Here is a 24273-nt window from a genome sequence, read left to right on the forward strand (position 1 = left end):
ATCGATCTGCCTGACGAAGGCGAAAGGCCCGCTGATCCGGATTTCTCCAGACCAGCGGGCCTTCCTCTTGTTGCGGGGACAGGATTTGAACCTGCGACCTCCGGGTTATGAGCCCGGCGAGCTACCGAACTGCTCCACCCCGCGGCACGTAGAAAAGCTTACGTGCCGTTCAGGGTCAAATCCAATCGGCTCCAGGTGGGCGTGTTGACGAGCTTCTATCGACTCGAACGAGGAATCCTGAGAATCATGACCGAAGGTGAACGCACGATCCAGGTGAGTCGCGAGGGGATCGTGCGCGATGCCACGGTCGCGTGGCGGTTCGACCGAACGAGTTGGATTGTGGAGATCGTCTCCGCGGGCTTCGGCACAGCGCAGGCCCGAGCAGATGACGCATTCGAGGCGCTGTGCCTCATCCGAGAAGAACTCGAGCCGTTCGGGTGGCGTATCGGCGTCGCAGGGGCACAGGCAGACGTATGGCCCAGCGGCATGGCGCGCGACCAGGGCGGCGGGCAGCGCGCATATCGGATGACGACTGAGCAGGTGGGGGATCTGGTGGATACGTTCGAACCCGTCGACCCGGAGACGGTGACCACGGTCGCGCTGCAGCGCGCCGAGTCCGACCGACTGTACGAAGCGATCCGACGCTCCGCACGCGTGGGATGAGCTCACGTAGGCAAAAGGCTCCTGATCGGGTTTTCACCTGATCAGGAGCCTTTTCTCTGTTGCGGGGACAGGATTTGAACCTGCGACCTCCGGGTTATGAGCCCGGCGAGCTACCGAACTGCTCCACCCCGCGGCACAAGAAGTAACTTATCACGGAATCAGAGGGTCCACGAATCGAGACGGTGCCGTCGCGGATGGGGGAGGATGAGGGCATGTCCGAGACCGCCGCGGTTCCAGTCGCCGTCTGCCAGTTCGCCCCGGTCGCTGACCGTGCGGACAACCTCGAGCGGATCGCGCGGCTCACCGCCGATGCCGCGGGGCGCGGGGCGAAGGTCATCGTGTTCCCCGAGTACTCCAGCTACTTCGTCGATCCGATGGACGCGACTCTGGCCGAGAACGCGGAGGGCCTCGACGGCGATTTCGTGACCACTCTCACAGCCGTGGCTGCCGAGTACGGCGTCGTGCTGGTCGCCGGGCTCGCGGAGCGGGCGAGCGACGGAGAGCGCGTGCGCAACACCGTCGTCGCGGTGCGCGGCGACGGCATCCTGGCGACCTACCGCAAGCAGCACCTGTACGACGCTTTCGGCCAGACCGAGTCCGACTGGGTCGAACCGGGGGATCTGGGCGACGCCGCCGCGTTCGACGTCGGAGGCCTGCGGTTCGGGCTGATGACCTGCTACGACCTGCGGTTCCCCGAGGTGTCGCGCACCCTCGTCGACGCGGGTGCCGACGTGCTCGTCGTGCCGGCCGAATGGGTCAGGGGACCGCTCAAGGAGCACCAGTGGACGACGCTTCTGGCCGCTCGCGCGATCGAGAACACGGCGTACGTGGTCGCGGCCGACCACCCGGCGCCGATCGGTGTGGGCCACTCGCAGATCATCGATCCGCAGGGCGTCGTGATCGCCGGGGTCGGCACGGCGGAGGGGATCGCGGTCTCCGCGGTCGAACGCGCCGCGATCGAGCGCGTCCGCGCGGTCAATCCGTCGCTCCGGGTGCGTCGCTACGCCGTCGTCCCTCGCTGAGCGCGGATCAGCGGCCGAACGCCGCCAGCCGGGCCGCGGCCTCCTCGAGCACTTCGACGCGCTTGCAGGCGGCGAAGCGCACGAGCCCCGTGTACGCGTCGCGGTGCGCCTCCGACACGAAGGCGCTGAGCGGGATCGCGACGACGCCGGCCGCTTCCGGCAGCGCCCGGCAGAACGCCGCCGAATCCGCGCCGCCGATGTCCGTCGCGTCCGCGACCGTGAAGTAGCCGCCCTGCGGAGGCAGCACAGTGAAGCCGGCTGCCCGCAGACCTGCGCCGAGGATCTCGTGCTTGCGCGACAGCGCTGCCGCGGCATCCGCGAAGTACGCGTCCGGCAGGCGCAGTCCCGCAGCGATCGCCGGCTGGAACGGCGAGCCGTTCACGTAGGTGAGGTACTGCTTGACCGTCAGGACCGCCGTGATGAGCGCCGCGGGCCCGTGGATCCAGCCGATCTTCCAGCCCGTCGTCGAGAAGGTCTTGCCGGCTGACGAGATCGTCAGCGTGCGCTCGGCAGCACCGGGCAGGGTCGCGATCGGCATGTGCGGGGCGTGGAATGCGAGGTGCTCGTACACCTCGTCGGTGATGATGACGGCGTCGTGCCGCTGGGCGAGCCGGACGACCTCCGTCAGCACCTCCGCCCCGAACACCGCGCCGGTGGGGTTGTGCGGGTCGTTGACGAGGATGATCCTGGTGCGGTCGGAGACGGATGCCGCGAAGCGGTCGAGATCGGGCTGGAAGCCGGGCGCGCGAAGCGGCACGGTGACGAGCTTCGCGCCGGCGAGTGCCACCGCTGCGGCATAGGAGTCGTAGTAAGGCTCGAACACCACCACCTCGTCGTCCGGGCCGTCGATCAGTGCGAGGAGAGCGGCGGTCAGCGCCTCGGTCGCACCGGCCGTCACGATCACCTCGCGGTCCGGATCGATGTCCAGCCCGTAGAAGCGCCGCTGATGCTCGCTGATCGCGGCCAGCAGGTCGGGCACTCCGCGGCCCGGCGGGTACTGGTTCGCGCCGCCGGCGATCGCCGCGCGCGCGGCCTCGAGGACCTCGACCGGGCCGTCCTCGTCAGGGAAGCCCTGACCGAGATTGATCGCGCCGGTGCGGGCCGCGGCCGCCGACATCTCTGCGAAGATGGTTGGCGCAACAGTTCCGTCAGCAGCGAGGAGTCCTGCGCCTGCCGCCGTGCGCCGCCATGCGCCGGGAATGACACTCATGAAGAACAGGCTAAGGCCATAGCGGAAACTCACCTTCGCCATAAGAAACGCACAGACACGGGCGTCAGTCTGTAAGAGCGTTGATGAAGGAGCACACCGTGAACGAAGACAGCAACCAGGACCACCCGGGACAGGCGTCGAACGACGCCGCCTGGCCCACCGAGGAAGCCTCCACCGCCGACCGCTCGACGACGGATGCCTCCGCTGACACGACCCGCAGCATCCCGACCGCACCGCACGGCCATCACATCCCGCCGACGTTCACGTCGGCGCCGGCGGCCACGCACCCGTACGGTGCTCCGGCCGCTCTGCAGCCCCAGCCGGGTGCGGCATCCGCCGGAGCGGCATTCGGGATCCACACCGACGTGCCGGCGGCGGTGAAGGAAAGCAAGCCCCGCACCGGCGTGAAGTTCGCGGCGATCGTCGTCGCCGCAGCCCTCGTCGGCGGCGTCGCCGGATTCGGCGGAGGGGCGCTCCTGAACGCCGTCACGAACCAGACCTCGACCGGCGTGGCCGAAGGACCCGAGACCGTCACCGTCAACAATCCGGGCTCCGTGAACGAGACGACCGCGGTCGCGACCGCGGCCCTCCCCTCAGTCGTCACGATCGAGGTCGCCGGCTCCGATGAGGCCGGCAGCGGATCCGGAGTCGTCATCAGCGACGACGGCTACGTGCTCACGAACACGCACGTCGTCACCCTCGGCGGCGCGGCCGCCGATCCGGCGATCCGCGTGACGACCTCGGACGGCCGCATCTACGACGCGACGATCGTGGGCACCGATCCGATCTACGACCTCGCAGTGATCAAGCTCGAGGATGCCGAGGACCTCACGCCGATCGAGTTCGCGAACTCCTCGAAGCTCAACGTCGGCGATACCGCCGTCGCACTCGGCGCGCCGCTCGGACTCTCGAACTCGGTCACCACCGGCATCGTGAGCGCCCTGAACCGCAGCATCCAGATCGCCTCCTCGGCGCTGCCCGATTCGTCGGCGGAGGACGCCCCGGAGGAGCAGGCCCCCGAAGAGGGCGAGGGCCCGTTCCAGTTCGACCTCCCGGGCAACACGGCACCCGGTTCCGCCACGATCTCGATCGCCGTCATCCAGACGGATGCCGCGATCAACCACGGCAACTCCGGCGGCGCGCTCGTCAACAGCAAGGGCGAGCTGATCGGCATCAACGTGGCGATCGCGAGCTCCGGCGGATCGGAGGACTCCGGCTCGATCGGCATCGGCTTCGCTATCCCGTCGAACATCGCCGAGCGCATCTCGAAGGAGATCATCGCCGACGGCGCCGCGACGCACGGGCTGCTCGGAGCATCCGTGCGCGACGCATCCGGCGTCGAGGACGCCGAGGTCGCGGGCGCGTACATCGCAGAGGTGACCGGCGGGGGGGCCGCGCAGGAGAGCGGCCTCAAGGCGGAGGACATCGTCACCGCCTTCAACGGCGTGCCGATCACCAGCGCGAGCGATCTCACCGCCCAGGTGCGCGCGGCGGCGGCGGGCAGCGATGCCACCGTCACCTACGTCCGCGGCGGCAAGGAGTTCGAGATCGACGTCACCCTGGGAGAGCTCGCCGGCTGACCCTCGTCCCTCGCCGGCATCCCTGTCCGGGACGCACGGCGACCACGGCTCCGACCTCGCAGAGAAGGACGCCACCCGCGCGATAGGCTCGCGTGGTGGCGTCCTTCTCTTTCGGCTCCGGCAACGTGGCGAAGCTGCTCCGGATCCCGCTGTACGTCGCAGGCCGGCTGGGCACGCTCGTCGTTCCGCGCGGCACCCGCTGGGTGTTCGGCTGCGGCGCCGGGATCGGCGACGGAGCGCTCGCACTGCACCGGCTCGTCACCGCGGAAGGGCACGAGACCGTCTGGCTGACCTCCTCGGATCGTCAGGCGCGCGACGCCGCGGCCCTCGGCATCCGCACTATCCCGAGGGACGGACTGCGCGGCTGGTGGGCGACCGCCAGGGCCGGCGTGCTCGTCGTCACCCACGGACTCGGCGACGTGAACCGCTACGCGAACTCCGGCGCCTTCCTCGTGCAGCTGTGGCACGGCATCCCGCTCAAGCGGATCGGCCTGGATTCCCCTGCCACGACGCAGGTGCCCGATGTCCCGGGGGCGTCTCTGCTCCGGCGCGTCATCGGCGCCCTCTATCGTGCCGCCGCCCAGCGCATCCGGGTGTTGCCTGCGTCGTCGCACCGTGCCAGGGGCCGGCTGGAGTCCGCATTCGGCCTCGGCGGCGATCGCGTCGTCGTCACCGGCGAACCCCGGGTCGACGTGCTCTCGGAGGGTCCCGTCGAGCAGCGGCGCGCCGCGGCATCCGCTGTACTCAGCCGGGCAGTCGGCGACCTGCCTGCCGGGGTCAGGACGATCCTCTACGCGCCCACGTGGCGTGACGGCGCGGCCGACCCCGCGGTGCCGACCGCCGCGCAGTGGATGCGGATCATCAGCGTCCTCGAGGAGGCGGATGCCGTCCTGCTGATCCGCTCGCACCCGCTGGGCGAGGGCGGCTACGCGCCGCCGCTGCCCAGCCGTCGGGTGCGCATGCTGGGTGCTGCGACGCTCCCCGACGTCACGCCCGCGCTCGCCGCGGTCGACGTGCTCGTCACCGACTACTCGTCCCTCGCCTACGACGTGGGACTGCTGCGGATGCCGGTGCTGTTCCTCGCCCCGGACACGCAGGAGTATGCCCGCACGCGCGGGTTCTACGGCCGCTTCGAGGACGTCGCGGGTGCCGACGCGGCCGGGACCTGGGAAGAGTTGCTGGAGCAGCTGTCGCTGCTGCTGCACGACGGCACCGCGTTCACCGCGCGGGCCGAGCGGTCCGCTACGCTCAGCGCGGAGATGCACGCGTATCGTGACGGCGGCAACACCCGCCGCGTGTACGCGGCGATCCGCGCGCGGGGGATCCCCGCACCGAAGGGAGCAGTATGACGACGGCCCGGATCGATGAGACGGCAGAGACGCTGATCATCGCAGGGGCAGGTGCCCGTCCGTCGGGCGCCGAGCTGATCGGACCGCGGGCGCGGGTCACCGCGCGGATGTCGGGCGGTGGCACGACCTGGAAGGCGGTGTTCCCCCTGCGGGCGTCGCGCTGGGGCGGGGCGGAGCTCCCGCTTCCGGCGGGCGACTACGAGCTGCGGATCCCGGATGCGGACCTGGACGATCTGACGATCGCCCCGAAGCTGCTGGCCGGTCTGCGCGTGGCCGTCGACGACGGCATCGTGCGGATCGCCGCGCCGGTCGACCCCGTCTACGAGACGGCGGAGGGGCAGTCGACGCTCGAGGAACGCTACGTCGCGCAGGCGGGCGGCACTGAGAACGCGGTGTTCTTCGAGAGCTTCTACGGACGCAGCGTCGGCTGCAACCCGCGCGCCATCGATCGGGCGCTCGCCGCGCAGGCGCCGGGAGTGCGGCGCTACTGGAGCGTCGTCGACCTCTCGGTCGCGGTGCCGGAGGGCGCCGTCGCGGTGGTCGAGGGCAGCCCGGAGTGGTGGCGAGCGCGGGCTTCGGCCCGGCTGCTCGTCGTCAACGACTGGCTGCGCCGCAGGTTCGCCCGAAAGCCCGGTCAGAGGGTGCTGCAGACGTGGCACGGCACGCCGCTCAAACGACTCGCCCTGCACCGGCCGGGGTTCGACCCGCGGCGCATGGCGGCGGTCGTGAAGGAGTCGCGCCGCTGGGACGTGCTGCTCGCACAGAACACCTACTCCGAGCGCATCCTGAAGAAGGCGTACGCGTTCCTCGGGCGTCCGATCTGGGTGGAGGGCTACCCGCGCAACGACGCTCTCGTGACGGGCGACGCCGCGGCGATCAGGGCAGCCCTGGGAATCGCCGCGGGCGAGCGCGTGCTGCTTTACGCGCCCACCTGGCGCGATGACCGCAGCGAGATGGTCGACTTCGTCGACCCGGAGGCGCTCGCGCGGCAGGCGGATGCCGTGGTGCTCGTGCGTGGGCACTCACGCACGATCGAGACGGACCGCGATCGGGCCGGCGCTCGGGTCATCGACGTGACCGGCTACCCCGAGACCGCGCAGTTGCTGCTCGCAGCCGACGCCCTCATCACCGACTACTCGTCCGTGATGTTCGACTTCAGCGTCACCGGCAAGCCGATGTACTTCCTGGTGCCGGACCTCGATCACTACCGCGGCCAGCTCCGAGGCTTCTACTTCGACCTCGCGACCAGGGCTCCCGGACCACTGGTGCGCACGCAGGAGGAGCTGGTGGCGGCGCTGTCGGATGCCGGGCACGAGCAGGCGTTCGCGTCGCGCTACGCGGCGTGGCGCGCGCAGTTCAACTCCCGGGACGACGGTCGCGCCGCCGAGCGCGTGGTGGCGCGGATCCTCGATCAGGGGTTCGTCAGCCGCTGAGCCGTGACGTCGCGTCGCCTGACTACGGCAGCGGCGTGTTGCGGGTGCCGAGTCGAGAGGCGTCGACCGTGTCTCCCGCGCCCTTGAGCACGCCTCCGAGGAAGCCGACGCCCCACGCGACATGCATCGTGGGGAGCACCAGCAGGGTCCACAGCCGCTGTCGGATGCCGCCGCCGCCCGGTGCGAGCGCGACCGCGAGCACCAGCAGCAGGTAGGCGGCAAGCGGCAGGTACACCGCGGACGCGATCAGAGACGCGACACCGCTCAGCGCCCCGGTGAGCTGCAGCACGCTGACGATCACTGCGAGGGTGAGCAGGAGCACGAGCGCGGGTGGGGCGAAGTAGCGGATGCCGTTGCGCCTCCCGAAGCGCCGCACGAGCTCACCGCGCCAGGCGCCGGTCGCCCGGAACTGCCGTGCCAGCCGCAGCCAGCTCTCGCGCGGCCAGTACGTGACCGACAGGCCCGGATCGAACCACACGCGGTGCCCTGCCTGGCGAATGCGGAGGTTCAGCTCCCAGTCCTCGCCGCGCCTGACCGTCTCGTCGAAGAGGCCGACCTCATCGAGCACTGATCGGCGCATCACGCCCAGGTAGGCGGACTCGGCCTCGCCCTCGTGCGCACCGCCGTGATAGGCGCCGCCGCCGAGGCCGACGGGGGAGTTGTACAGGCGGGCGACGGCCTTCTGGAACGGTGTGCGCCCCTCGGCGTGCATGACGCCGCCGACGTTCGCCGAGCCGGTCCGCTCGAGCGTCGCGAGCGCCCGCGCCGCGTAACCGGGCGCGAGCTCGGAGTGCGCGTCGACGCGGATGACGGTGGGGTGGCGGCTGGCCCGGATCGCCGCGTTCAGGCCCACCGGGATGTGCGCAGCCGGGTTGTCGACCAGGCGGATCCGGCGGTCGTCGCGGGCCAGAGCCTCCGCGAGCTCCGTGGTGCCGTCGGTGGACGGTCCGAGGGCGAGGACCAGCTCCGCGGGAACGTCGAGGTCCTGTGCGAGCACGGACTCGACGGCGTGCCGCAGATACGCCCGTTCGTTCAGCACGGGCATGACGAACGACACCCCGTTCTCGGGCACGGTCGTTCCGGCGTCATCCACCCGTCGATCATGTCACGGGCACCTCGGAGGTTCGCTGATTAGCGTCGTGGGATGGACGTGATCTCAGATTCGAAGAAGGCCTATCGACTGATCCGCCGCGCCGTTGCGTCCCGTGCGGCCGCGCGGCGGGTGCATCGCCGGGTCGACGAGCAGGCGTCCGGGGCGTTCCGGATCGCGGTGTACTTCGCCGACTCTGCGGTGAACATGTACCAGATCCGGCAGTGGTACCGGCCGCTGCACCAGCTCGCCGAGCAGTGGCCGGTCGTGGTGATCTCACGCTCCGCCGTCGGAGCGGAGGCGCTCCTCGACGACGCGGCTCTGCCCGTGGTCTACGCGCCCAAGATCCGCGACATCGAGGGCTTCCTCGCGGATCAGGACATCCGGATCGTGCTGTACGTGAATCAGAACACCCGGAACTTCCAGATGTTCCGCTACGGACGCCGCTGGCACGTCTTCATCAACCACGGCGAGTCCGACAAGGTCTATATGAGCAGCAACCAGTACAAGGCGTACGACTATGCGCTCATCGCGGGGCAGGCCGCCCGCGATCGCCTGTCGCAGGCGCTGTGGGACTACGACGTCGACCGCCGCGCGATCGAGATCGGCAGACCGCAGGCCGATCACTTCCGGGCGGCGACTCCGTATCCCGCCGATGATCGGATCGTGCTGCTCTACGCACCGACCTGGGAAGGCGACCGGGCGTCGATGAGCTACGGCTCGGTGCTCTCGCACGGTGAGAAGCTGGTGCAGGCGCTGCTCGCGACCGGTCGGCATCGAGTCATCTACCGCGCGCACCCTCGCAGCGGCGTGAACGACGACCGCTACGGCGCGGCGAGCCGGCGCATCATCGCGGCGATCGCCGCCGCGAACGCCGCTGATCCGTCGGCGCATCATGTGCATGACGACGGGCCGGACGTCGGATGGCAGATCGCAGCGGCCGACGTCGCCGTGCTCGATGTCTCGGCCATGGTCTACGACCGGCTGGCGGTGGGCAGGCCGCTGCTGGTCACGCGGCCCGCGGACCCCGAGGCGGTGCTCGACACCGACGGCTACCTGTCCGACTGCGAGTGGCTCACTGTGGCGGACGCAGGGAAGGTGGTCGCCGAGATCGACCGGGTCCGAGACGACGCCACCGCCATGGCACGGCTCGACCGCTGGGCTCGGCACTACTTCGGGGACACCGCGCCAGGGGCTGCCACCGCGCGATTCCATGCGGCGATCGAGCAGCTCATGGGGCGGTGGGAGCAGTTCCGTGCAGCCGACCGCCGCGGCGACGCAGCGGCGAAGGACTGACGTATCCCTTTCGTATCGTTCGAGTCTCCCGGGCGGGGCCGGGAACGGGAGACTCAGTATTCTGGAGGGATGGGTGCAGTTTCCGACGCGAAGAAGGCGTACCGTCTGCTGAGGCACGCGCTCGCGTCGCGCAGCGCCGTGCAGCGGGTCAGGCGGCGGATGGCCGCGCAGCAGCCTCATCCGCGCGACCACTATCAGATCGCCGTGTACTTCGCGGACGGCGCCGTGAACATGTACCAGATGCGGCAGTGGTACCGGCCGCTCGCCGAGCTCTCGAAGCGCTGGCCGGTCGTCGTGCTGTCACGCCAGGCCACCGGTGCGGAGAAGCTCCTCGACGAGGACGCCCCGCCGGTCGCGTTCGTGCCCACGGTGCGGAATCTGGAGAAGTTCGTCGCGAAGCAGGACATCCGCATCGTGCTCTACGTGAACCAGAACACCCGGAACTTCCAGATGTTCCGCTACGGGCGCCGCTGGCACGTGTTCATCAACCACGGCGAGTCCGACAAGATGTACATGACCACGAATCAGTACAAGGCCTACGACTATGCGCTGGTCGCGGGTCAGGCTGCACGTGATCGCCTGTCGCGCACGCTCTGGGACTACGACGTCGACCGCCGCACGATCGAGATCGGCAGGCCGCAGGCCGACCACTACTCGGGGACCCTGCCGTACACCCCCGACGAGCGGATCGTCGTCCTCTACGCCCCGACCTGGGAGGGCGATCGGCCGAGCGCCCACTACGGCTCGATCGCCACGCACGGAGAGTCCCTCGTCACAGCCCTCCTCGCGAGCGGCCGCCACCGCGTCATCTACCGTCCGCACCCGCGCAGCGGCGTCGTCGATGCCGCGTACGGTGCCGCGCACCGGCGGATCATCGCGGCGATCGGCGCGGCGAACGCGGCGGACAGGGCGGCGCAGCACGTGTACGACGACGGCGCGGATCTCGGCTGGCAGCTCGCCGCCGCCGACGTCGCGATCGTCGACATCTCGGCGATGGTCTACGACCGGCTCGCCGTCGGCAAGCCGCTGATGATCACCCGCCCGGCGGACGAGCGGGCCTCCATCGACACGAACGGCTACCTGTCCGATTGCGAGTGGCTCACGGTCGACGGGGCGCGAGGAATCGTCGCCGAGGTCGAGCGGGTCCGCGCGGACGAGGCGGCGATCGCGCGTCTGCGGATGTGGGTGCAGCACTACTTCGGCGACACGACCCCCGGCGTCGCGACCGAGAAGTTCCACGGCGCGATCGAGCAGCTGATGCAGGAGTGGGACGAGTGGCTCGCCCACGAGGTCGGCTTCGTCCGCAGCGACGAGGACGACGACGATGACGACAGCGACGACGAGGAGGACTGATCGTGGAGCTGTCCCGAACCCGCGCCGTCGTCGCGCGGCTGGAGATGCTTCCTGAGATCGGGTCGACCAACGCGGAGCTGCGGACGCACGTGGCGGATGCGGTCGCCTGGCCGCACCTGTCCGTCCTCGTCACGGAGAATCAGACCGCGGGCAGGGGGCGACTGGATCGCTCGTGGATCGCGCCTCCCGGAGCGTCGCTCGCGGTCTCGGTGCTGCTCCGCCGGCTGCCGGATGCGGGGGAGGCGCGGGGGTGGATCCCGCTGGCGGCCGGCCTGGCGATGGCGGATGCCGTCGCGGCGCAGCTGCCCGAGCATGACGTCGCCGTGAAGTGGCCGAACGACGTGCTCGTCGACGGGCGCAAGATCTGCGGGATCCTGGCGGAGGCGGCGGCGGACGCCGTGATCGTCGGCGCCGGCGTGAACACCGCGATGACGGCATCCGAGCTCCCTGTGCCCACCGCGACGTCGTTCGCCTCGCTCGGTGCGACCGCCGATGCGGATCGCCTTCTCGCGGACTACCTCGGTGGGCTGGACGCGCGGCTCTCGGCGCTCGCCGCATCGGGCGATGCGGTGTCCAGCGGGCTGCATGAGGCGGTGAGCGCGCGCTGCGCGACCCTCGGCCTCGATGTCACGGTCGCTCTCCCGGGTGAGCGGATGCTCGAGGGAACCGCGACGGCGCTGGATGCGGAGGGGCGGCTGGTGGTGCTCTCCGCGGGCTCGGAGCACCCGGTGTCGGCGGGCGACGTCGTGCACGTGCGCCCAGTACGACGCTGACACGCCCGGGACGCACGGCCGGTTGTCGGCGGCAGGGGGCACAATGGAGGCGTGACCCAGCCAGTGACTCTCGGCGGACGGCCGACCATGCCGCCGGCTGGTGTGCCGGCGGAGGAGCTTCTCATCGCTCGCTTCCGGGGCCACGCCCGCAGGCTCTTCTGGTCGGCTCTCGTGCTGATCGGCGTGTGCGGCGCCGCCGCATACTTCTACGGGAACCTCCCGGCGGGTCTCGAGGACTGGATGCTGCTCGCCGCAGCCGGAGCGCTCGTGGTGGCTCTCGTCGTCGTGCCTTTCGTGATCTGGTACTCGCGCACCGTCACCGTGACGACGCGTCGTGTGATCACGAGCCACGGGATCGGCGCGCGCAGCCGCGATGAGATGTCGCACGCCCGCGGCTACACGATCGGAGTGCGCCGAGGCATCCTGCAGAGGATGTGGGGCGTCGGCACGATCACGCTGTCGAACGGCGTCGATGCGCCGATGCGACTCCTCAACGTGCCGAACGTGACGCTCGTGCACGAGACGCTCGCCGACCAGATCGAGGTCAGCCAGATCCTCGCGCACCGTGACGCCCAGTCCGGGCAGGACGGCACGGCCCCGCTCTGACGCCTTGCATCGAGCGATGCGGTGCACCGCGGGCGCAGCCGATGCGGAACGGTGTTCGATGCTCGTGTCCGTGCGCGAGAATGGTCATGACGAATGGAGGCGGCACATGGCGCTGCGTGTTGGCGTGATCGGTGGAGGCCAGCTGGCCAGGATGATGATCGCCCCGGCGGTCGAACTGGGTCTCGAGCTGCGGGTCCTCGCTGAAGGCGAGGGCATGTCGGCGCAGCTGGCGGCCACGGCGGTGGGGGACTACCGCGATCTTGAGGCGGTGCGGGCCTTCGTCGCCGACGTCGACGTCGTCACGTTCGACCACGAGCATGTGCCGCAGGAGGTGCTGCGCGCGCTCGTCGCCGACGGGGTCGCTGTGCACCCGGGGCCCGATGCGCTGCAGTTCGCGCAGGACAAGCTCGTCATGCGCGCCCGCCTCGCCGAGCTCGGCATCCCGCAGCCGGACTGGGCCGCCGTGCGCAGCGCCGGCGAGCTGCAGGCGTTCCTGGACGCTCACGACGGCAGGGGAGTGGTGAAGACCCCGCGCGGCGGATACGACGGCAAGGGCGTGCGCGTGGTGCGCTCCGCAGGCGATGCGCAGGAGTGGCTGGACGCGCTCGCCGAGGACGAGGCGCTGCTGGTCGAAGAGCTCGTCGGATTCGTCCGTGAGCTCGCCCAGCAGGTGGCGCGGCGTCCGAGCGGACAGATGGTCGCGTACCCGGTCGTGGAGACCGTTCAGCGCGACGGTGTCTGCGCCGAGGTCATCGCGCCGGCCCCCGCTGCGCCGGAGCGTCTCGCCCGCGTCGCCGAGGGCATCGGCAGGTCGATCGCGGAAGGGCTCGGCGTCACCGGGATGCTCGCGGTCGAGCTGTTCGAGACAGACGACGAGCGGATCCTCGTGAACGAGCTCGCGATGCGACCGCACAACAGCGGCCACTGGAGCCAGGACGGCGCCGTCACCGGGCAGTTCGAGCAGCACCTCAGGGCGGTCGCGGATCTTCCGCTGGGCGACCCGTCGCCTCGTGCCGCGTGGTCGGTCATGGTGAACATCCTCGGCGGGCCTGCGGAGGGGACGCTCGAGGAGCGCTTCACGGCCGCGATGACCGAGCATCCGGCCGCCAAGGTCCACACCTACGGCAAGGCGCCGCGCCCCGGTCGCAAGGTGGGCCACGTGAACGTCTCCGGCGACGACCTCGACGACGCGGTGTACGAGGCCCGCGCCGCCGCCGCCCACTTCGCCTGAGCCGATTCTGCGTCACACTGCGCGCAGAGGCGTGCCGTTGGGGGTTTCTCCCAGCGCCAGACCATACCCTGTTCAGGTGACTGAGCCACTGCACTCCACCGACGCCCCGCTGCACTCTTCGGCTGCTCCGCTGGTCGGCGTCGTGATGGGGTCCGACTCCGACTGGCGCGTGATGAGCGACGCCTCTCAGGCGCTCACCGACTTCGGCATCGCCCACGAGGTCGAGGTGGTGTCCGCGCACCGCACCCCTGACAAGCTCATGTCCTACGCGCGCGAGGCGCGTGGTCGCGGCATCCGCGTGATCATCGCCGGAGCAGGGGGAGCCGCGCACCTGCCGGGGATGCTCGCGTCGATGACGGCGCTTCCCGTGATCGGCGTGCCGGTGCCGCTGGCGTATCTCGACGGCATGGACTCGCTGCTCTCGATCGTGCAGATGCCGGGCGGGATCCCCGTCGCGACCGTATCGATCGGCGGAGCGAAGAACGCCGGCATCCTCGCCGCGCGGATACTCGGGACCTCCGACGATGCGCTCGCCGACCGTGTCGAGGCCTACGCGCGCGACCTGGAGGCCCAGGTCGAGGAGAAGAACGATCGGCTGAAGGAGTCGCTGTGACCCTCGCCGCGCCGCGCTTCGCGGCGCGCCCGGTGATCGAGACCAAGCCGCTGCGGCATCCCGATGTCGCGGATGCGGGGGTCATGGCCAAGCGCGGCTGGTGGCTGGTGGTGCTCAACGTCCTCGTGCCGGGTTCGGCGCAGGTGCTCGCCGGCAGCCGGAGGCTCGGCCGGTTCGGACTCGGGGCGACCCTGCTGGGCTGGTTCCTCGTGATCGTGGCGGGTGGCCTGGCGCTGTTCGCGCAGCCCGTGTTCCTGTGGATGACGGTCGGGGCCGGATGGTTCTCATCTGTGGTGCTCACGGTCGTGCAGGCTCTGCTGATCGGCTATCTGGTGCTCTGGGCGGTGCTCACGTTCGACGCGCTGCGGCTCGTCCGCCTCGTGAAGGTCGGAGGCCTGTCGAAGCTCGCGATCCCGGTCGTCGCCCTGCTCCTGCTCGGCCTGATCGGCAGCGGCACCGCGTACGCGGCGACCTCCGTCGGCACCGCGCGCAGCACGATCAGCACGATCTTCGGCCAGAGCGGCCCGAGCGTCGAGCCGAGCGAGGGCTACTACAACATCCTCCTCCTCGGTGCCGACAGCGGCGAAGGCCGTGACTCCATGCGGTTCGACAGCATCTCCGTCGTGTCCGTGAACGCCACAACGGGCGCCGTGACGATCACCGGGATCCCGCGCGAGCTGCCGAACGCGCCGTTCAGCGAAGGCAGCCCGATGCAGGAGCTGTATCCGAACGGATTCGAGGGGCAGAGCTCCGACACGTGCGGCTGGAACGCCTGGATGAATCACGTCCGCAACGCGGCCGAGAGCTGCCGGGAGGATGCGGGATCGGCGCTGTACCCGGACGCGGCGGCGCACGGCTCCGAACCGGGAATCGAGGCGACCAAGGATGCCGCGGAGGGCGTGCTCGGCATCAAGATCCCGTACTACGTGTTCGTCGACATGCACGGCTTCGCGGCGCTCGTCGACGCCCTCGGCGGGGTGGACATCAACGTCACCGAGCGCCTGCCGAAGGGCGGGGGGCCTGCGTACGACGGGCAGCCCGTCGACGACTGGGCGTTCGGCTGGATCGAGCCGGGCCAGCAGACCATGGACGGCGAGACCGCACAGTGGTACGCCCGCTCGCGGTACACCACGAGCGACTGGGATCGCATGAAGCGCCAGCGCGAGCTGCAGGAGGCGATCCTGGCGCAGTTCACGCCGCAGACCGTGCTCACCCGCTTCAACGAGGTCGCATCGGCCGGGACGGCGCTGATCAGTACCGACCTCCCGCAGGACAAGCTGCCGGAGTTCTTCGACCTGATGACGAAGGCGAAGAAGCAGACGGTCGCGACCATCGAGCTGACGCCCGAGTTCGGAGTCGACGAGCACGAGCCCGGCTACGCGCACATCCACGACCTGATCGAGCAGACGCTGCACCCGCCGACCGAGACGCCGGCGCCGTGACGCTGCGGTTATGGTCCGCTCCCGGGTGGGTTCCCAGCCTGGGCCGGTGGCGCCGATTACCCTGAGATCATGAGTGCTCGGCTGCGTGTTGTCCTGGATCAGCTGATGCACGTCGTCGACGCGGATCAGGCCTCTGCGGCGCTCGATCTGGCCGCGGGGCTTGTCGCGACGGCGCCATCACGGTGCGAGGTCGAGGCGATCGTGCCTGCGGGTGCGTCGCCTTCGATGCCGGGTCTCGCAGACGTGCGCAGGCTGTCGCTGGCGCGGCGAGAGCTGGCCGCCGCCTGGCAGCTGGGCCTCGTCTCGGGTGTCGGCGGCGGCATGATCCACTCGGCGACGCTGATGGCGCCACTCGTGCGCCACGACAAGGTCCACGATCACGACCAGACGACGGTCACGCTGTGGACCCTGCGGCACTGGGAGGCGCCGGACGGGCTGTCCAAGTCCGCCGTGGCCTGGCACCGGGGGATGCTGCGCCGCGCCGTGAAGCATGCGGACGCGGTCGTCGTCCCCTCGCACGCCATGGCGGAGCGGCTGGCAGAGCTCACGAAGCTGGGGGAGCGCATCCGGGTGATCGCCGGGGCGGCGCCCGAGGGATTCGCCGTGCCGCTGGACGCTGTGGCCAGGCGACGGGCGCTCTCGCTCCCTGCGCGTTATGTCGTGCTGACCGGTGATGCGGGGGAGCTCGAAGCGGGATTCCGCGGCGCGCTCGCGGCCGGGGCGGATGCCGTGGTCCTCGACGCCCCGGAGGGCACGGAGCCGGGTCTCGCGGAGATCGCCTCCGCCGCGGGGCTGCCGGAGTCTCGCGCGCACGTGAGGGGCGTGCTGTCTGCGCAGGACAGGGCGGCCGTGCTGTCCGGCGCCGCCGTCTTCGTGGCGACGAGCGCTCTCCACGAGTGGCCGTGGCGTGCGGTCGAGGCGATGACGCTGGGTGTCCCGGTGGTGGCGGTCGACGGCGGTGTGCACCGCGATGTGATCGCCGACGGCGGGATGCTGGCGGCCGCGGAAGACATCCCGGATGCCGTCGCCGAGGCGGCGGGCGCGGGGGCGCGGCGGCTCAGCGTGCTCGGAGCCGACCGCTCGAGGGCGTTCTCGTGGACGGGTTCGGCCGAGCGCGTGTGGGGGCTGCACGCCGACCTGTGAGCCGCTGAGCAGTGGCTGTGTCTTTGCGCGACACGCCGTTTCTGTGCGGGCGATATTCAGCAACAGTGGCATCATCCTGCAACTTCAGTCACACTGGTCACATGTCTCGTCGTGCCCCCCCGCTCTCGAAACGCCCAGAGGCTGGCCCGTCTCCTCCTGACCTACGCCGCCGTCGCGGCGCTCGTGGTCGGTGTCTTCGCGCCGATTCCTGGCGCATCGGCCTCTGCTTCTGTCGCCGGTGGTGCCCGCATCGCGGCCGATCCCGCGGCCTCCGGGATCGTGAAGACGACGCTCGCCGGCTTCAGCGCGGGCAACATCATCAGCGACGCGGTGTTCACGAACAAGAGCACGATGACCGAGGCGCAGATCCAGACCTTCTTCAACAGCAAGGTCCCGAAGTGCCTGGGCGGCTCCGACAAGTACGGCCCCATCGTCTGTCTCAAGGACTTCAAGACCACTTCGGTCAACCGGCCGGCTGACGCCTACTGCAGCGGCTACACGGGCGCTGCCGACGAGTCGGCGGCGCGGATCATCCACCGGGTGGCGCAGGCCTGCAACATCAACCCGCAGGTGCTGATCGTCATGCTGCAGAAGGAGCAGGGCCTGGTCACCCACACGTGGCCGAGCGCCCCTCGGTACAGCGCCGCCCTCGGACAAGGATGTCCCGATGGCGGAGTCCCGTGCGATCCGAACTACGTCGGCTTCTTCCATCAGATCTACGGCGCCGCTCGCCAGATGCAGATCTACATGGAAGGCAGGTGGTTCACCTATTACGCACCGGGCAAGACCTGGAACATCAGGTACAACCCCGAGATCAGCTGCGGCTCCGCCCCCGTGTACGTGGCCAACAAGGCGACTGCCGCGCTGTTCTACTACACCCCCTACCAGCCGAATGCAGCCGCTCTCAGAGCGGGTTACGGTGAGGGCGACGCCTGCTCGGCGTACGGCAACCGGAACTTCTACAACTACTTCACTGATTGGTTCGGGTCTACGCAGGCTGTCGCGTCCGCTGCGCCTTCCCTGACATCTGTCAACACCTCTTCGTTCGTCGCCGGAGTGGACGCGGCGGGCAAGATCTGGGGCTATCCGTTCAACAAGGGAACGTGGGGTGCTCGTACGCAGATCGGCGCGACCGAAGTCGGCCTGAAGGCACTGCATGGGCTCGGAGACCTCGATGGGGACGGCAACCGCGACTTCGTAGCGGTGGGTCCGACCAATCGAATCTCGATCCTGAACGGGACAGGCACGACGAACCTCAGCGCGGGCGCCGAGGTGTCGCCTGCCGGTGGAGACGTTGTGCTCACAGCCGCCGCCGGTGACTTCTCCGGTGACGGTGTTCCGGATCTCTTCAGCACTAACGCCGCAGGCCAGCTCCTGCTCTGGCGTGGCGATGACCGCGGCGGATTCCGCGCACCGCTGATCATCGGCACCGGCTGGAGCGGGATGAACATGCTCATCGGCGGGACTGACTTCAACGGCGACGGTGCCACAGACCTCGTCGCCCGTGACCGTGCCGGATACCTTCGGCTCTACCTGGGAACGGGCCTCGGGAAATGGAAGGGCACCCAGCAGATCGGGATCGGATGGTCCCAGTTCGCCAAGGTCTTCACCCCGGGTGACTTCAACGGCGACGGTCGCGCCGATCTGCTCGCGGAGACCTCCACAGGAGTCCTGTCGCTCTATCCGGGTGCAGGAGACGGCTATCTGCGCTCCGGCACGAAGGTCGGTGTCGGCTGGAACATCCTCGCCGGCACCGGTGCAGCGGGGGCTGCCGCGGCGAAGCCACGTGCGTTCCTGCCCGGCGTGGGGGATCTCGACCGGTCGCAGGGCCGTGATGTCGTGGCCGTGACCGGGGCGGGCGCCCTCATGGCCTATGGCGGCAACGGAAGCGGCGGCTGGGCGGCCGCACGTACCGTCGGGCAGGGGTGGGCGTCCGGTGACGTGCTGCTGTCTCTCGGCGACTTCAGCGGCGACGGGAATGCCGACCTCGGACGGGTCAACGGTGCGGGTGATCTCCTCATGCTCCCCGGAAACGGAGCGGGCGGTTATGTCCAGCCGGTCGTCATCGGCCGGCAATGGGGTGACTTCGCCTGGCTCGTCGGCGGCATCGACTTCGATGGCGACCGCAGGGTCGACGTGTTGGCGCGAGCCTCCGACGGCAGGCTTCTGCTGTACCGCGGTGACGGCGAAGGCGGCTGGTCGGAGACCGGCATTCAGATTGGCAAGGGATGGGGTTCGTTCGTCTCGGCCACGAACGGCGGTGACTTCGACGGCGACGGCCGGGCGGATCTCGTCGCCCGGCACGGAGACGGGACCCTCTGGCTGTACGCTTCATCGGGCGACGGCGCATGGCTGAGCTCTCACGTGATCGGTTGGGGCTGGAGCGGCATGCGGGACATCTTCAGCCCGGGGGACTTCGACGGTGACGGCAGGATCGACGTGCTGGCGCGCGATCAGTCCGGTGTGATCTGGCTGTATCGCGGCGACGGCAAGGGCTCGTGGCGTGCGGTCTCGGCCATCGGACGCGGGTGGGCCAGCATGCTCAGCATTGGCTGATCGCCGACCGCGACGCTCCGAGCGGTGGGTGTCACTCAGGTCGTGAGGTGACTGGGGCCGTAAGATATCCGAGTACGCGATGGATCCGTCGTCGCGAATGAATGAGTGGGCCCGTGACAGACACCCGTGAGCTTTTCGCCGGCGTCCCGCGCTCGGAGTTCGACACCCCCGGCACGAGTCGGGGACTGATCGACGTCGTGCGCTGGCGCTATCTCCTGTACCTCCTCGTGAAGACCGGGGTCACCACTCGGTACCGGAATTCGGTTCTTGGCTGGACCTGGTCCTACGTGAGACCGGGAGCTCAGTTTCTCGTCTTCTGGATCGTGCTCGGACTCTTCCTGAGCCTGAACCGCGACATTCAGAACTATCCGGTCTACCTGTTCTCCGGCATCGTGGTGATCAACCTCTTCTCGGAGGCGTTCAAGAACGCGACGACGTCGATCGTGAACAACGCGGCACTGGTCAGGAAGGTCTTCCTTCCCCGTCAGCTGTTCGCGGTGTCCGCGGTGCTCGTCGCCTTCATTCATTTCCTCCCGCAGCTCGCGCTGCTGCTCATCGTCTGTCTCTTCATGGGATGGCTCACGAGCATCACGATCCTTTCGATTCTCGCGGTGCTCGCGGGTATCGTCATCGTCTCGCTGTTCGCGCTCGGGATCGGGCTCTTCTTCGGTGCTCTCAACGTGCGGTTCCGTGACGCCGAGAACATCGTCGAGCTTCTTCTCCTGCTCGCGACGTGGGCGTCGCCGGTGCTCTACGCGTGGACGATGGTGCAGGACGCGATGGTCAAGCTCGGCTGGCCCGAGTGGCTGACCAATCTCTATCTCCTGAACCCGATCACCCAGGGCGTCGAGCTGTTCCATTACGCGTTCTGGCGGCCGATCACGTCCACGACGATGGCGTTGCCGCCGGAACTCGCGTGGAACACCCTGTGGACCTTCGCGATCGCGGTCGGCACGCTCCTGCTCGGGCAGCTCGTGTTCCGGCGCCTCGAGGGAAGGTTCGCGCAAGACCTATGAGCACTGCAACCCAGATGCGTCCGAGCATCATCGTCGAGGGTGTCCGCAAGATGTTCACGCTCAACCACGCACTGTCCTTCAAGGACACCGTGGTCGCCTGGATCCGGCGGCGGAAAACCTCAAGCACTTTCGAGGCTCTCAAGGGGCTCGACCTCGTGATCAACGAGGGTGAATCCGTGGCGATCCTCGGGCTCAACGGCTCAGGGAAGTCGACCCTCCTCAAGCTCATCTCGGGAGTGATGGAGCCCGATGACGGGCGCGTCCTGACCCGCGGCAGGGTCGCCGGTCTCATCGAGGTCGGTGCGGGCTTCCACCCTGAGCTCTCCGGACGGGAAAACGTCTTCCTGAACGCCGCGATCCTCGGCATGCAGCGCAGGGAAATCGAGGAGCGCTACGACGAGATCGTCGCCTTCAGTGAGATCGAGCCCTTCATCGACCAGGAGGTGAAGCATTACTCCTCTGGCATGTTCATGCGGCTCGCCTTCTCGGTCGCGATCCACGTCGAGCTCGACGTGCTCCTCGTCGATGAGATCCTCTCGGTCGGTGACGCTCCGTTCCGTGAGAAGTGCCGGCTCAAGTTCGAAGAGCTCATTGCGCACAAGAAAACCCTGGTCGTGGTCAGCCATGACATGGAAATGGTGCGCGGGCTCTGCACGCGAGGCGTGGTGATCAACAAGGGCGAGCTCGTCTACGACGGCGAGATCGAAGGCGCGATCGCGCTGGTCGACGAATGATCTCGGAGTGGATCGCACACTCCGGCTCACTCGTGATCGCCTTGCTGGTGGTCTTCGGCCCGGGCATGCTGATCGGCGCCGCGATCCGGCTGCGCGGGCTCGCGCTCTGGGCGTTCGCCCCGGTGTCCGGTGTCGCAGTGGCCGGTTCGCTCGCCTTGGTCTATCCACTACTCGGCATCCGCTGGAATGCGGCGACCTTCGGAGCTGGCGTCGCAGTCCTCGCCGTCCTCGCACTCGCGCTCGCGAGTTGGACTTTCCCTGCTGTCTCCCGCCGCACCTGGCGTGGCGCAGCGATGCTGGGGGTCGCGCTGGTCGGCGGTGGGCTTCTCATCGCGTTGCGTCTGGTCTTCTACATCGGCCTGCCCGACGCGATCTCGCAGACCAACGACGCGGTGTTCCACCTGAACGCGCTGCGGTATATCGAGGAGACAGGTTCGGCGTCATCGCTGACACTCACCGGCGTGCTCGGCTCCCGCACCTTCTACCCCGGCGGCTGGCACGCACTGGTCTCCGTGATCGCGAATGCCAACGGGGGTGATGTCCCCCTCGCCGTGAACATGACGTCAGTCGTCATCGCGGCTGTCGTGTGGCCGGCCGGTCTGGCCTGGTTCGCCCGTGCGATATCCGGCGACCCCGCCCTCGCAGCCGTGACCGCTGCCCTCTCCGGAGCGATGCTCCACTTCCCGATGCTCATGCTGGAGTGGGGCGTGCTCTACCCGAACGCGCTGGCGCTGGCATTGCTTCCGGCGTCCCTCGCCGTCGTATGGAACGGTACAGCGGGATCCGGAGAACCCGGCAGATGGAAGGGGATCATCCGGATCTCTGCGTTCGTCTTCCTGATACTCGCCGCACTCGGCATGGCGCAGCCTGTTGTGCTCCTCACTTGGATCCTGCTGATCGGCGTGCGGATCGTCCTCCTCGTCGTCGACGAATCGGCCCAGCCGCGAGGTCGCAGACTCATCGCCATCGTCATCGTAGTCGCCGCCGTGGCTGTCGCCTGGGTCGCGATGGCGAAGGTCGCCGGCGCTGCGCACTGGGAGCCGTACGGAAATTGGATGGAGGCGGTCAAGGAGCTCCTGCTGACCTCCCAGGTGGATCTTCCGCTGTCTCCCGCGATAACGGTCCTCGCCCTTCTCGGTGCGATCGTCGCCTGGCGGCGGGGCGGCTCTTTGCGGCAGATCACGATCGCCTGGGCGGCCCTGGCACTCCTCATGTTCGCGGCGACCTCCGTGGCGAACCCGCTGGTGCGCCGGTGGCTGCTCGGCCCCTGGTACGCCGACCCCTATCGCATCGCTGCGACGCTTCCGCTCGTGATGCTCCCGCTCGCCGCTCTGGGGCTCGTCTGGAGCGTGCGTCGGCTCGTCGCGATCTCGCGTCGCGGCGCCCGGCCCCGCGTCGAGGGCACTCTTGCGACGGCTGTCGCCCTGACTGCCGGGGCGGCGGCACTCGCTCTCTGGCCGGTACTGATGATGCCGTTGGCACCCGATCACGAGGTCGACGTCCAGTCGCGATATACGTCGAACCACGATTCCTATCTGTCCCCCGACGAGCGGCACCTTCTGCGCAGACTCGACGAGCTGGTGGAGCCGGGAGCGCTCATCATCGGCAACCCCTCGACCGGCACGGGCTTCGGATACGCACTGAGCGGGGCGAATGTGTATCCCAGGAACTGGTCGCACCCTCGTGGCGACGCATGGGAGATCCTCGGCGAGCATCTCAGGGACGTGTCGAGGCAACCGCTCGTGTGCGAGGCGCTGGAACAGCTCGGCAGCCCGGAGTACGTGCTGGACTTCGGGCGTGGCGAGATGACGGCGGGACGGTTCGTCCTGCTCGGGATGACAGACTTTGACGCTGCCGACGGGTTCGTGCTCGTTGCCGAGGAGGGCGACGCGAAGCTCTGGCGGATCACAGCTTGCGACGCTGGAAGTTGAGCGCAGGCGTGACCGCGATCAGGCGCGGTTGCTCGTCGAGTCGTCCTCGTGCTGCTCGGCCTCGAGCAATGCCAGCTTTCGAGCGAGCTGTGTCAGCTTCCGCTGCTGAGTGACGTTGCGGCGGTACTGGGTGTAAACGAAGGCCAGGAACATCACGACGAGGGCGTAGAGCAGCAGATCGGTGCCGCGTCCGACGCCGATGAGGTTCGCGAGCCACGTCAACCACTGCGGGAAGAGGATCGAGAGCACGGCCACCACGACGAAGACACCGTAGAGCAGGCGGCGGATCGCGAGGTGGCTGTCGGCTCCTGTTCGGCGCATGAAGACGGCGCCGATCGCGACGATCGCGACGATGAGGACGATCTGGATCCACACGGGGTTCACCGCACGATCAGATCGACGAGGATGTTGACCGAGTTGAGCACGGACTGGCCCTTCGCCTTCGAGTAATCGGTGTAGAGCAGCTCGACAGGATGCTCAACCCATGGCAGCCCTGTGTGACCGAGCTGAAGGACGATCTCCGTGGCGTGCGCCATCCGGTCCTGCTGAAGATGGATACGCGAGGCCGCGTCCCGGCGGATGACCCGGAGTCCGTTGTGAGCATCGGTGAGCTTGATGCTTGTCGTGAGGTTCGTGACCCAGACGGCGGTCTTGAGGATGACTCGCTTCATCCAGCCCGGCTTCGTCCTATCATCCAGGAACCGAGAGCCGAAGACGATCGCTGCTCCCTCGGCGCGCGCCTTGGCGACCATGGACCGCGCGTCCTCCACCCGGTGCTGTCCGTCGGCGTCGAAGGTGACGATGTATTCGCAACTCTCGTGCAGGAGCGCGAATTCGATTCCGGTCTGCAGTGCAGCGCCCTGACCGAGATTCACGGGATGGCGAACGAGCAGTGCTCCGGCGGCGTTGGCCGCCCTCGCGGAGTCGTCGGAAGAACCGTCGTCCACGCACACGACGTGCACGAAGGACCTATGGAGGCCGTCTACGACCGTGCCGACGACCGACGCCTCGTTGTACAGGGGTATGACCACCCAGGCTCGTGGATCCGGCCGCACGGGCGCTGGGGAAGTCGAGGACATGGCTCCTATTCTGTCAGGCGCGGGCGGCACTCCGCGGCAGTCGGCCGGTCGTGCGCCGTGGCGAGTTCCCAGGTCGCGCGTATGAGCGGCATAGAATGAGACTCCCGCTTTCTTCCGTCTCGCAAGGAGTACTCGTCTGTGAGCAACAACGCC

General features: G+C 68.9%; 21 protein-coding genes and 2 tRNA genes. 17 read left to right on the plus strand and 6 right to left on the minus strand.

Translation table 11 applies throughout. The features are described 5' to 3' along the window. Positions 1 to 70: 70 nt before the first annotated feature. Positions 71 to 144: transfer RNA gene (locus tag IPV10_RS02150), tRNA-Met, on the minus strand. Positions 145 to 162: 18 nt separating this feature from the next. On the opposite strand from IPV10_RS02150, the gene IPV10_RS02155 reads away from it, so the two are divergent. Continuing rightward, positions 163 to 663, plus strand: coding sequence for a hypothetical protein (locus tag IPV10_RS02155; RefSeq protein WP_307861031.1), 501 nt, complete (start codon positions 163 to 165; stop codon positions 661 to 663). A gap of 59 nt (positions 664 to 722) precedes the next feature. Here IPV10_RS02155 and IPV10_RS02160 read toward each other — a convergent pair. Continuing rightward, positions 723 to 796: transfer RNA gene (locus IPV10_RS02160), tRNA-Met, on the minus strand. 79 nt (positions 797 to 875) lie between these two features. On the opposite strand from IPV10_RS02160, the gene IPV10_RS02165 reads away from it, so the two are divergent. Then, a complete protein-coding gene (locus IPV10_RS02165) occupies positions 876 to 1685 on the plus strand; it encodes a carbon-nitrogen hydrolase family protein (RefSeq protein WP_207479922.1) in 810 nt (269 codons plus the stop codon). A 7-nt stretch (positions 1686 to 1692) separates the two neighbouring features. Here IPV10_RS02165 and IPV10_RS02170 read toward each other — a convergent pair whose 3' ends face one another. Next, the gene (locus tag IPV10_RS02170; RefSeq protein WP_207479924.1) at positions 1693 to 2895 is read right to left on the minus strand and encodes an aminotransferase class I/II-fold pyridoxal phosphate-dependent enzyme; all 1203 of its coding nucleotides are present in this window, start codon (positions 2893 to 2895) and stop codon (positions 1693 to 1695) included. Positions 2896 to 2978: 83 nt separating this feature from the next. Between IPV10_RS02170 and IPV10_RS02175 the strand changes: the two genes are divergently transcribed. From IPV10_RS02175 to IPV10_RS02185, 3 genes are all read left to right on the plus strand, one after another. Continuing rightward, positions 2979 to 4475 carry a trypsin-like peptidase domain-containing protein gene (locus IPV10_RS02175; RefSeq protein ID WP_207479926.1) on the plus strand — a complete coding sequence of 499 codons (1497 nt, stop codon included), beginning with the start codon at positions 2979 to 2981 and terminating at the stop codon, positions 4473 to 4475. 95 nt (positions 4476 to 4570) lie between these two features. Further along, positions 4571 to 5824, plus strand: a complete 1254-nt coding sequence (locus IPV10_RS02180) for a CDP-glycerol glycerophosphotransferase family protein (RefSeq protein WP_207479928.1) — start codon at positions 4571 to 4573, stop codon at positions 5822 to 5824. Continuing rightward, on the plus strand, positions 5821 to 7257 hold the full coding sequence (locus tag IPV10_RS02185) for a CDP-glycerol glycerophosphotransferase family protein (protein WP_207479930.1): 1437 nt from the start codon (positions 5821 to 5823) through the stop codon (positions 7255 to 7257). Before IPV10_RS02180 ends, IPV10_RS02185 begins: the two co-directional genes overlap by 4 nt. A 22-nt stretch (positions 7258 to 7279) precedes the next feature. Here the strand turns inward: IPV10_RS02185 and IPV10_RS02190 are convergent, their stop codons facing one another. Continuing rightward, the gene (locus tag IPV10_RS02190; protein ID WP_207480021.1) at positions 7280 to 8302 is read right to left on the minus strand and encodes a glycosyltransferase; all 1023 of its coding nucleotides are present in this window, start codon (positions 8300 to 8302) and stop codon (positions 7280 to 7282) included. Between the two features lie 99 nt (positions 8303 to 8401). Between IPV10_RS02190 and IPV10_RS02195 the strand changes: the two genes are divergently transcribed. The 12 genes from IPV10_RS02195 to IPV10_RS02250 all read left to right on the plus strand — a co-directional run bounded on the left by IPV10_RS02195 (position 8402) and on the right by IPV10_RS02250 (position 23041). After that, a complete protein-coding gene (locus IPV10_RS02195; RefSeq protein ID WP_207479932.1) occupies positions 8402 to 9643 on the plus strand; it encodes a CDP-glycerol glycerophosphotransferase family protein in 1242 nt (413 codons plus the stop codon). 69 nt (positions 9644 to 9712) lie between these two features. Further along, complete coding sequence (locus IPV10_RS02200) at positions 9713 to 10996, plus strand: CDP-glycerol glycerophosphotransferase family protein (RefSeq protein WP_207479934.1); 1284 nt, start codon at positions 9713 to 9715, stop codon at positions 10994 to 10996. Positions 10997 to 10998: 2 nt separating this feature from the next. Then, complete coding sequence (locus tag IPV10_RS02205) at positions 10999 to 11769, plus strand: biotin--[acetyl-CoA-carboxylase] ligase (protein WP_307861033.1); 771 nt, start codon at positions 10999 to 11001, stop codon at positions 11767 to 11769. Positions 11770 to 11856: 87 nt separating this feature from the next. Beyond that, a complete protein-coding gene (locus IPV10_RS02210; protein WP_207480025.1) occupies positions 11857 to 12375 on the plus strand; it encodes a PH domain-containing protein in 519 nt (172 codons plus the stop codon). Positions 12376 to 12481: 106 nt separating this feature from the next. After that, positions 12482 to 13606: a 5-(carboxyamino)imidazole ribonucleotide synthase gene (locus tag IPV10_RS02215; RefSeq protein WP_207479936.1), complete on the plus strand. Its 1125-nt coding sequence runs from the start codon at positions 12482 to 12484 to the stop codon at positions 13604 to 13606. Between the two features lie 145 nt (positions 13607 to 13751). Beyond that, positions 13752 to 14219: a 5-(carboxyamino)imidazole ribonucleotide mutase gene (purE, locus tag IPV10_RS02220; protein ID WP_207480027.1), complete on the plus strand. Its 468-nt coding sequence runs from the start codon at positions 13752 to 13754 to the stop codon at positions 14217 to 14219. Continuing rightward, entirely contained in the window at positions 14216 to 15661 is a 1446-nt protein-coding gene (locus IPV10_RS02225) for an LCP family protein (RefSeq protein WP_207479938.1), read from the plus strand. The genes purE and IPV10_RS02225 overlap by 4 nt, the downstream gene beginning before the upstream one ends. Positions 15662 to 15730: 69 nt before the next feature. Further along, on the plus strand, positions 15731 to 16804 hold the full coding sequence (locus tag IPV10_RS02230) for a glycosyltransferase (protein WP_207479940.1): 1074 nt from the start codon (positions 15731 to 15733) through the stop codon (positions 16802 to 16804). A 111-nt stretch (positions 16805 to 16915) separates the two neighbouring features. Beyond that, positions 16916 to 19360 (plus strand): VCBS repeat-containing protein, encoded by a 2445-nt coding sequence (locus tag IPV10_RS02235; RefSeq protein WP_207479942.1) that lies wholly within the window; start codon positions 16916 to 16918, stop codon positions 19358 to 19360. Positions 19361 to 19473: 113 nt separating this feature from the next. Next, positions 19474 to 20376 (plus strand): ABC transporter permease, encoded by a 903-nt coding sequence (locus IPV10_RS02240; protein ID WP_307861034.1) that lies wholly within the window; start codon positions 19474 to 19476, stop codon positions 20374 to 20376. Next, positions 20373 to 21110, plus strand: a complete 738-nt coding sequence (locus IPV10_RS02245; protein WP_242684527.1) for an ABC transporter ATP-binding protein — start codon at positions 20373 to 20375, stop codon at positions 21108 to 21110. Before IPV10_RS02240 ends, IPV10_RS02245 begins: the two co-directional genes overlap by 4 nt. Then, positions 21107 to 23041 carry a DUF6541 family protein gene (locus IPV10_RS02250; RefSeq protein WP_207479947.1) on the plus strand — a complete coding sequence of 645 codons (1935 nt, stop codon included), beginning with the start codon at positions 21107 to 21109 and terminating at the stop codon, positions 23039 to 23041. The genes IPV10_RS02245 and IPV10_RS02250 overlap by 4 nt, the downstream gene beginning before the upstream one ends. 18 nt (positions 23042 to 23059) lie before the next feature. Here the strand turns inward: IPV10_RS02250 and IPV10_RS02255 are convergent, their stop codons facing one another. Together IPV10_RS02255 and IPV10_RS02260 are read right to left on the minus strand one after the other, a co-directional pair. Further along, the gene (locus IPV10_RS02255) at positions 23060 to 23425 is read right to left on the minus strand and encodes a DUF2304 domain-containing protein (protein WP_307861035.1); all 366 of its coding nucleotides are present in this window, start codon (positions 23423 to 23425) and stop codon (positions 23060 to 23062) included. Beyond that, on the minus strand, positions 23422 to 24120 hold the full coding sequence (locus IPV10_RS02260; protein WP_207479949.1) for a glycosyltransferase family 2 protein: 699 nt from the start codon (positions 24118 to 24120) through the stop codon (positions 23422 to 23424). The genes IPV10_RS02255 and IPV10_RS02260 overlap by 4 nt, the downstream gene beginning before the upstream one ends. Positions 24121 to 24273 lie beyond the last annotated feature (153 nt).

The sequence above is a fragment of the Microbacterium sp. SD291 genome, assembly GCF_017355365.1.
Classification (GTDB): Bacteria; Actinomycetota; Actinomycetes; order Actinomycetales; family Microbacteriaceae; genus Microbacterium.

Excerpts from the sequence above, each read along its gene's own strand:
- IPV10_RS02195 (WP_207479932.1), top strand. The coding sequence starts at position 8,402 with ATGGACGTGATCTCAGATTCGAAGAAGGCCTATCGACTGATCCGCCGC.
- IPV10_RS02190 (WP_207480021.1), bottom strand. The coding sequence starts at position 8,302 with ATGCCCGTGCTGAACGAACGGGCGTATCTGCGGCACGCCGTCGAGTCC.
- IPV10_RS02185 (WP_207479930.1), top strand. The coding sequence starts at position 5,821 with ATGACGACGGCCCGGATCGATGAGACGGCAGAGACGCTGATCATCGCA.
- purE (WP_207480027.1), top strand. The coding sequence starts at position 13,752 with ATGGGGTCCGACTCCGACTGGCGCGTGATGAGCGACGCCTCTCAGGCG.
- IPV10_RS02175 (WP_207479926.1), top strand. The coding sequence starts at position 2,979 with ATGAAGGAGCACACCGTGAACGAAGACAGCAACCAGGACCACCCGGGA.
- IPV10_RS02245 (WP_242684527.1), top strand. The coding sequence starts at position 20,373 with ATGAGCACTGCAACCCAGATGCGTCCGAGCATCATCGTCGAGGGTGTC.
- IPV10_RS02230 (WP_207479940.1), top strand. The coding sequence starts at position 15,731 with ATGAGTGCTCGGCTGCGTGTTGTCCTGGATCAGCTGATGCACGTCGTC.
- IPV10_RS02260 (WP_207479949.1), bottom strand. The coding sequence starts at position 24,120 with ATGTCCTCGACTTCCCCAGCGCCCGTGCGGCCGGATCCACGAGCCTGG.
- IPV10_RS02250 (WP_207479947.1), top strand. The coding sequence starts at position 21,107 with ATGATCTCGGAGTGGATCGCACACTCCGGCTCACTCGTGATCGCCTTG.
- IPV10_RS02170 (WP_207479924.1), bottom strand. The coding sequence starts at position 2,895 with ATGAGTGTCATTCCCGGCGCATGGCGGCGCACGGCGGCAGGCGCAGGA.
- IPV10_RS02200 (WP_207479934.1), top strand. The coding sequence starts at position 9,713 with ATGGGTGCAGTTTCCGACGCGAAGAAGGCGTACCGTCTGCTGAGGCAC.
- IPV10_RS02165 (WP_207479922.1), top strand. The coding sequence starts at position 876 with ATGTCCGAGACCGCCGCGGTTCCAGTCGCCGTCTGCCAGTTCGCCCCG.
- IPV10_RS02210 (WP_207480025.1), top strand. The coding sequence starts at position 11,857 with ATGCCGCCGGCTGGTGTGCCGGCGGAGGAGCTTCTCATCGCTCGCTTC.
- IPV10_RS02215 (WP_207479936.1), top strand. The coding sequence starts at position 12,482 with ATGGCGCTGCGTGTTGGCGTGATCGGTGGAGGCCAGCTGGCCAGGATG.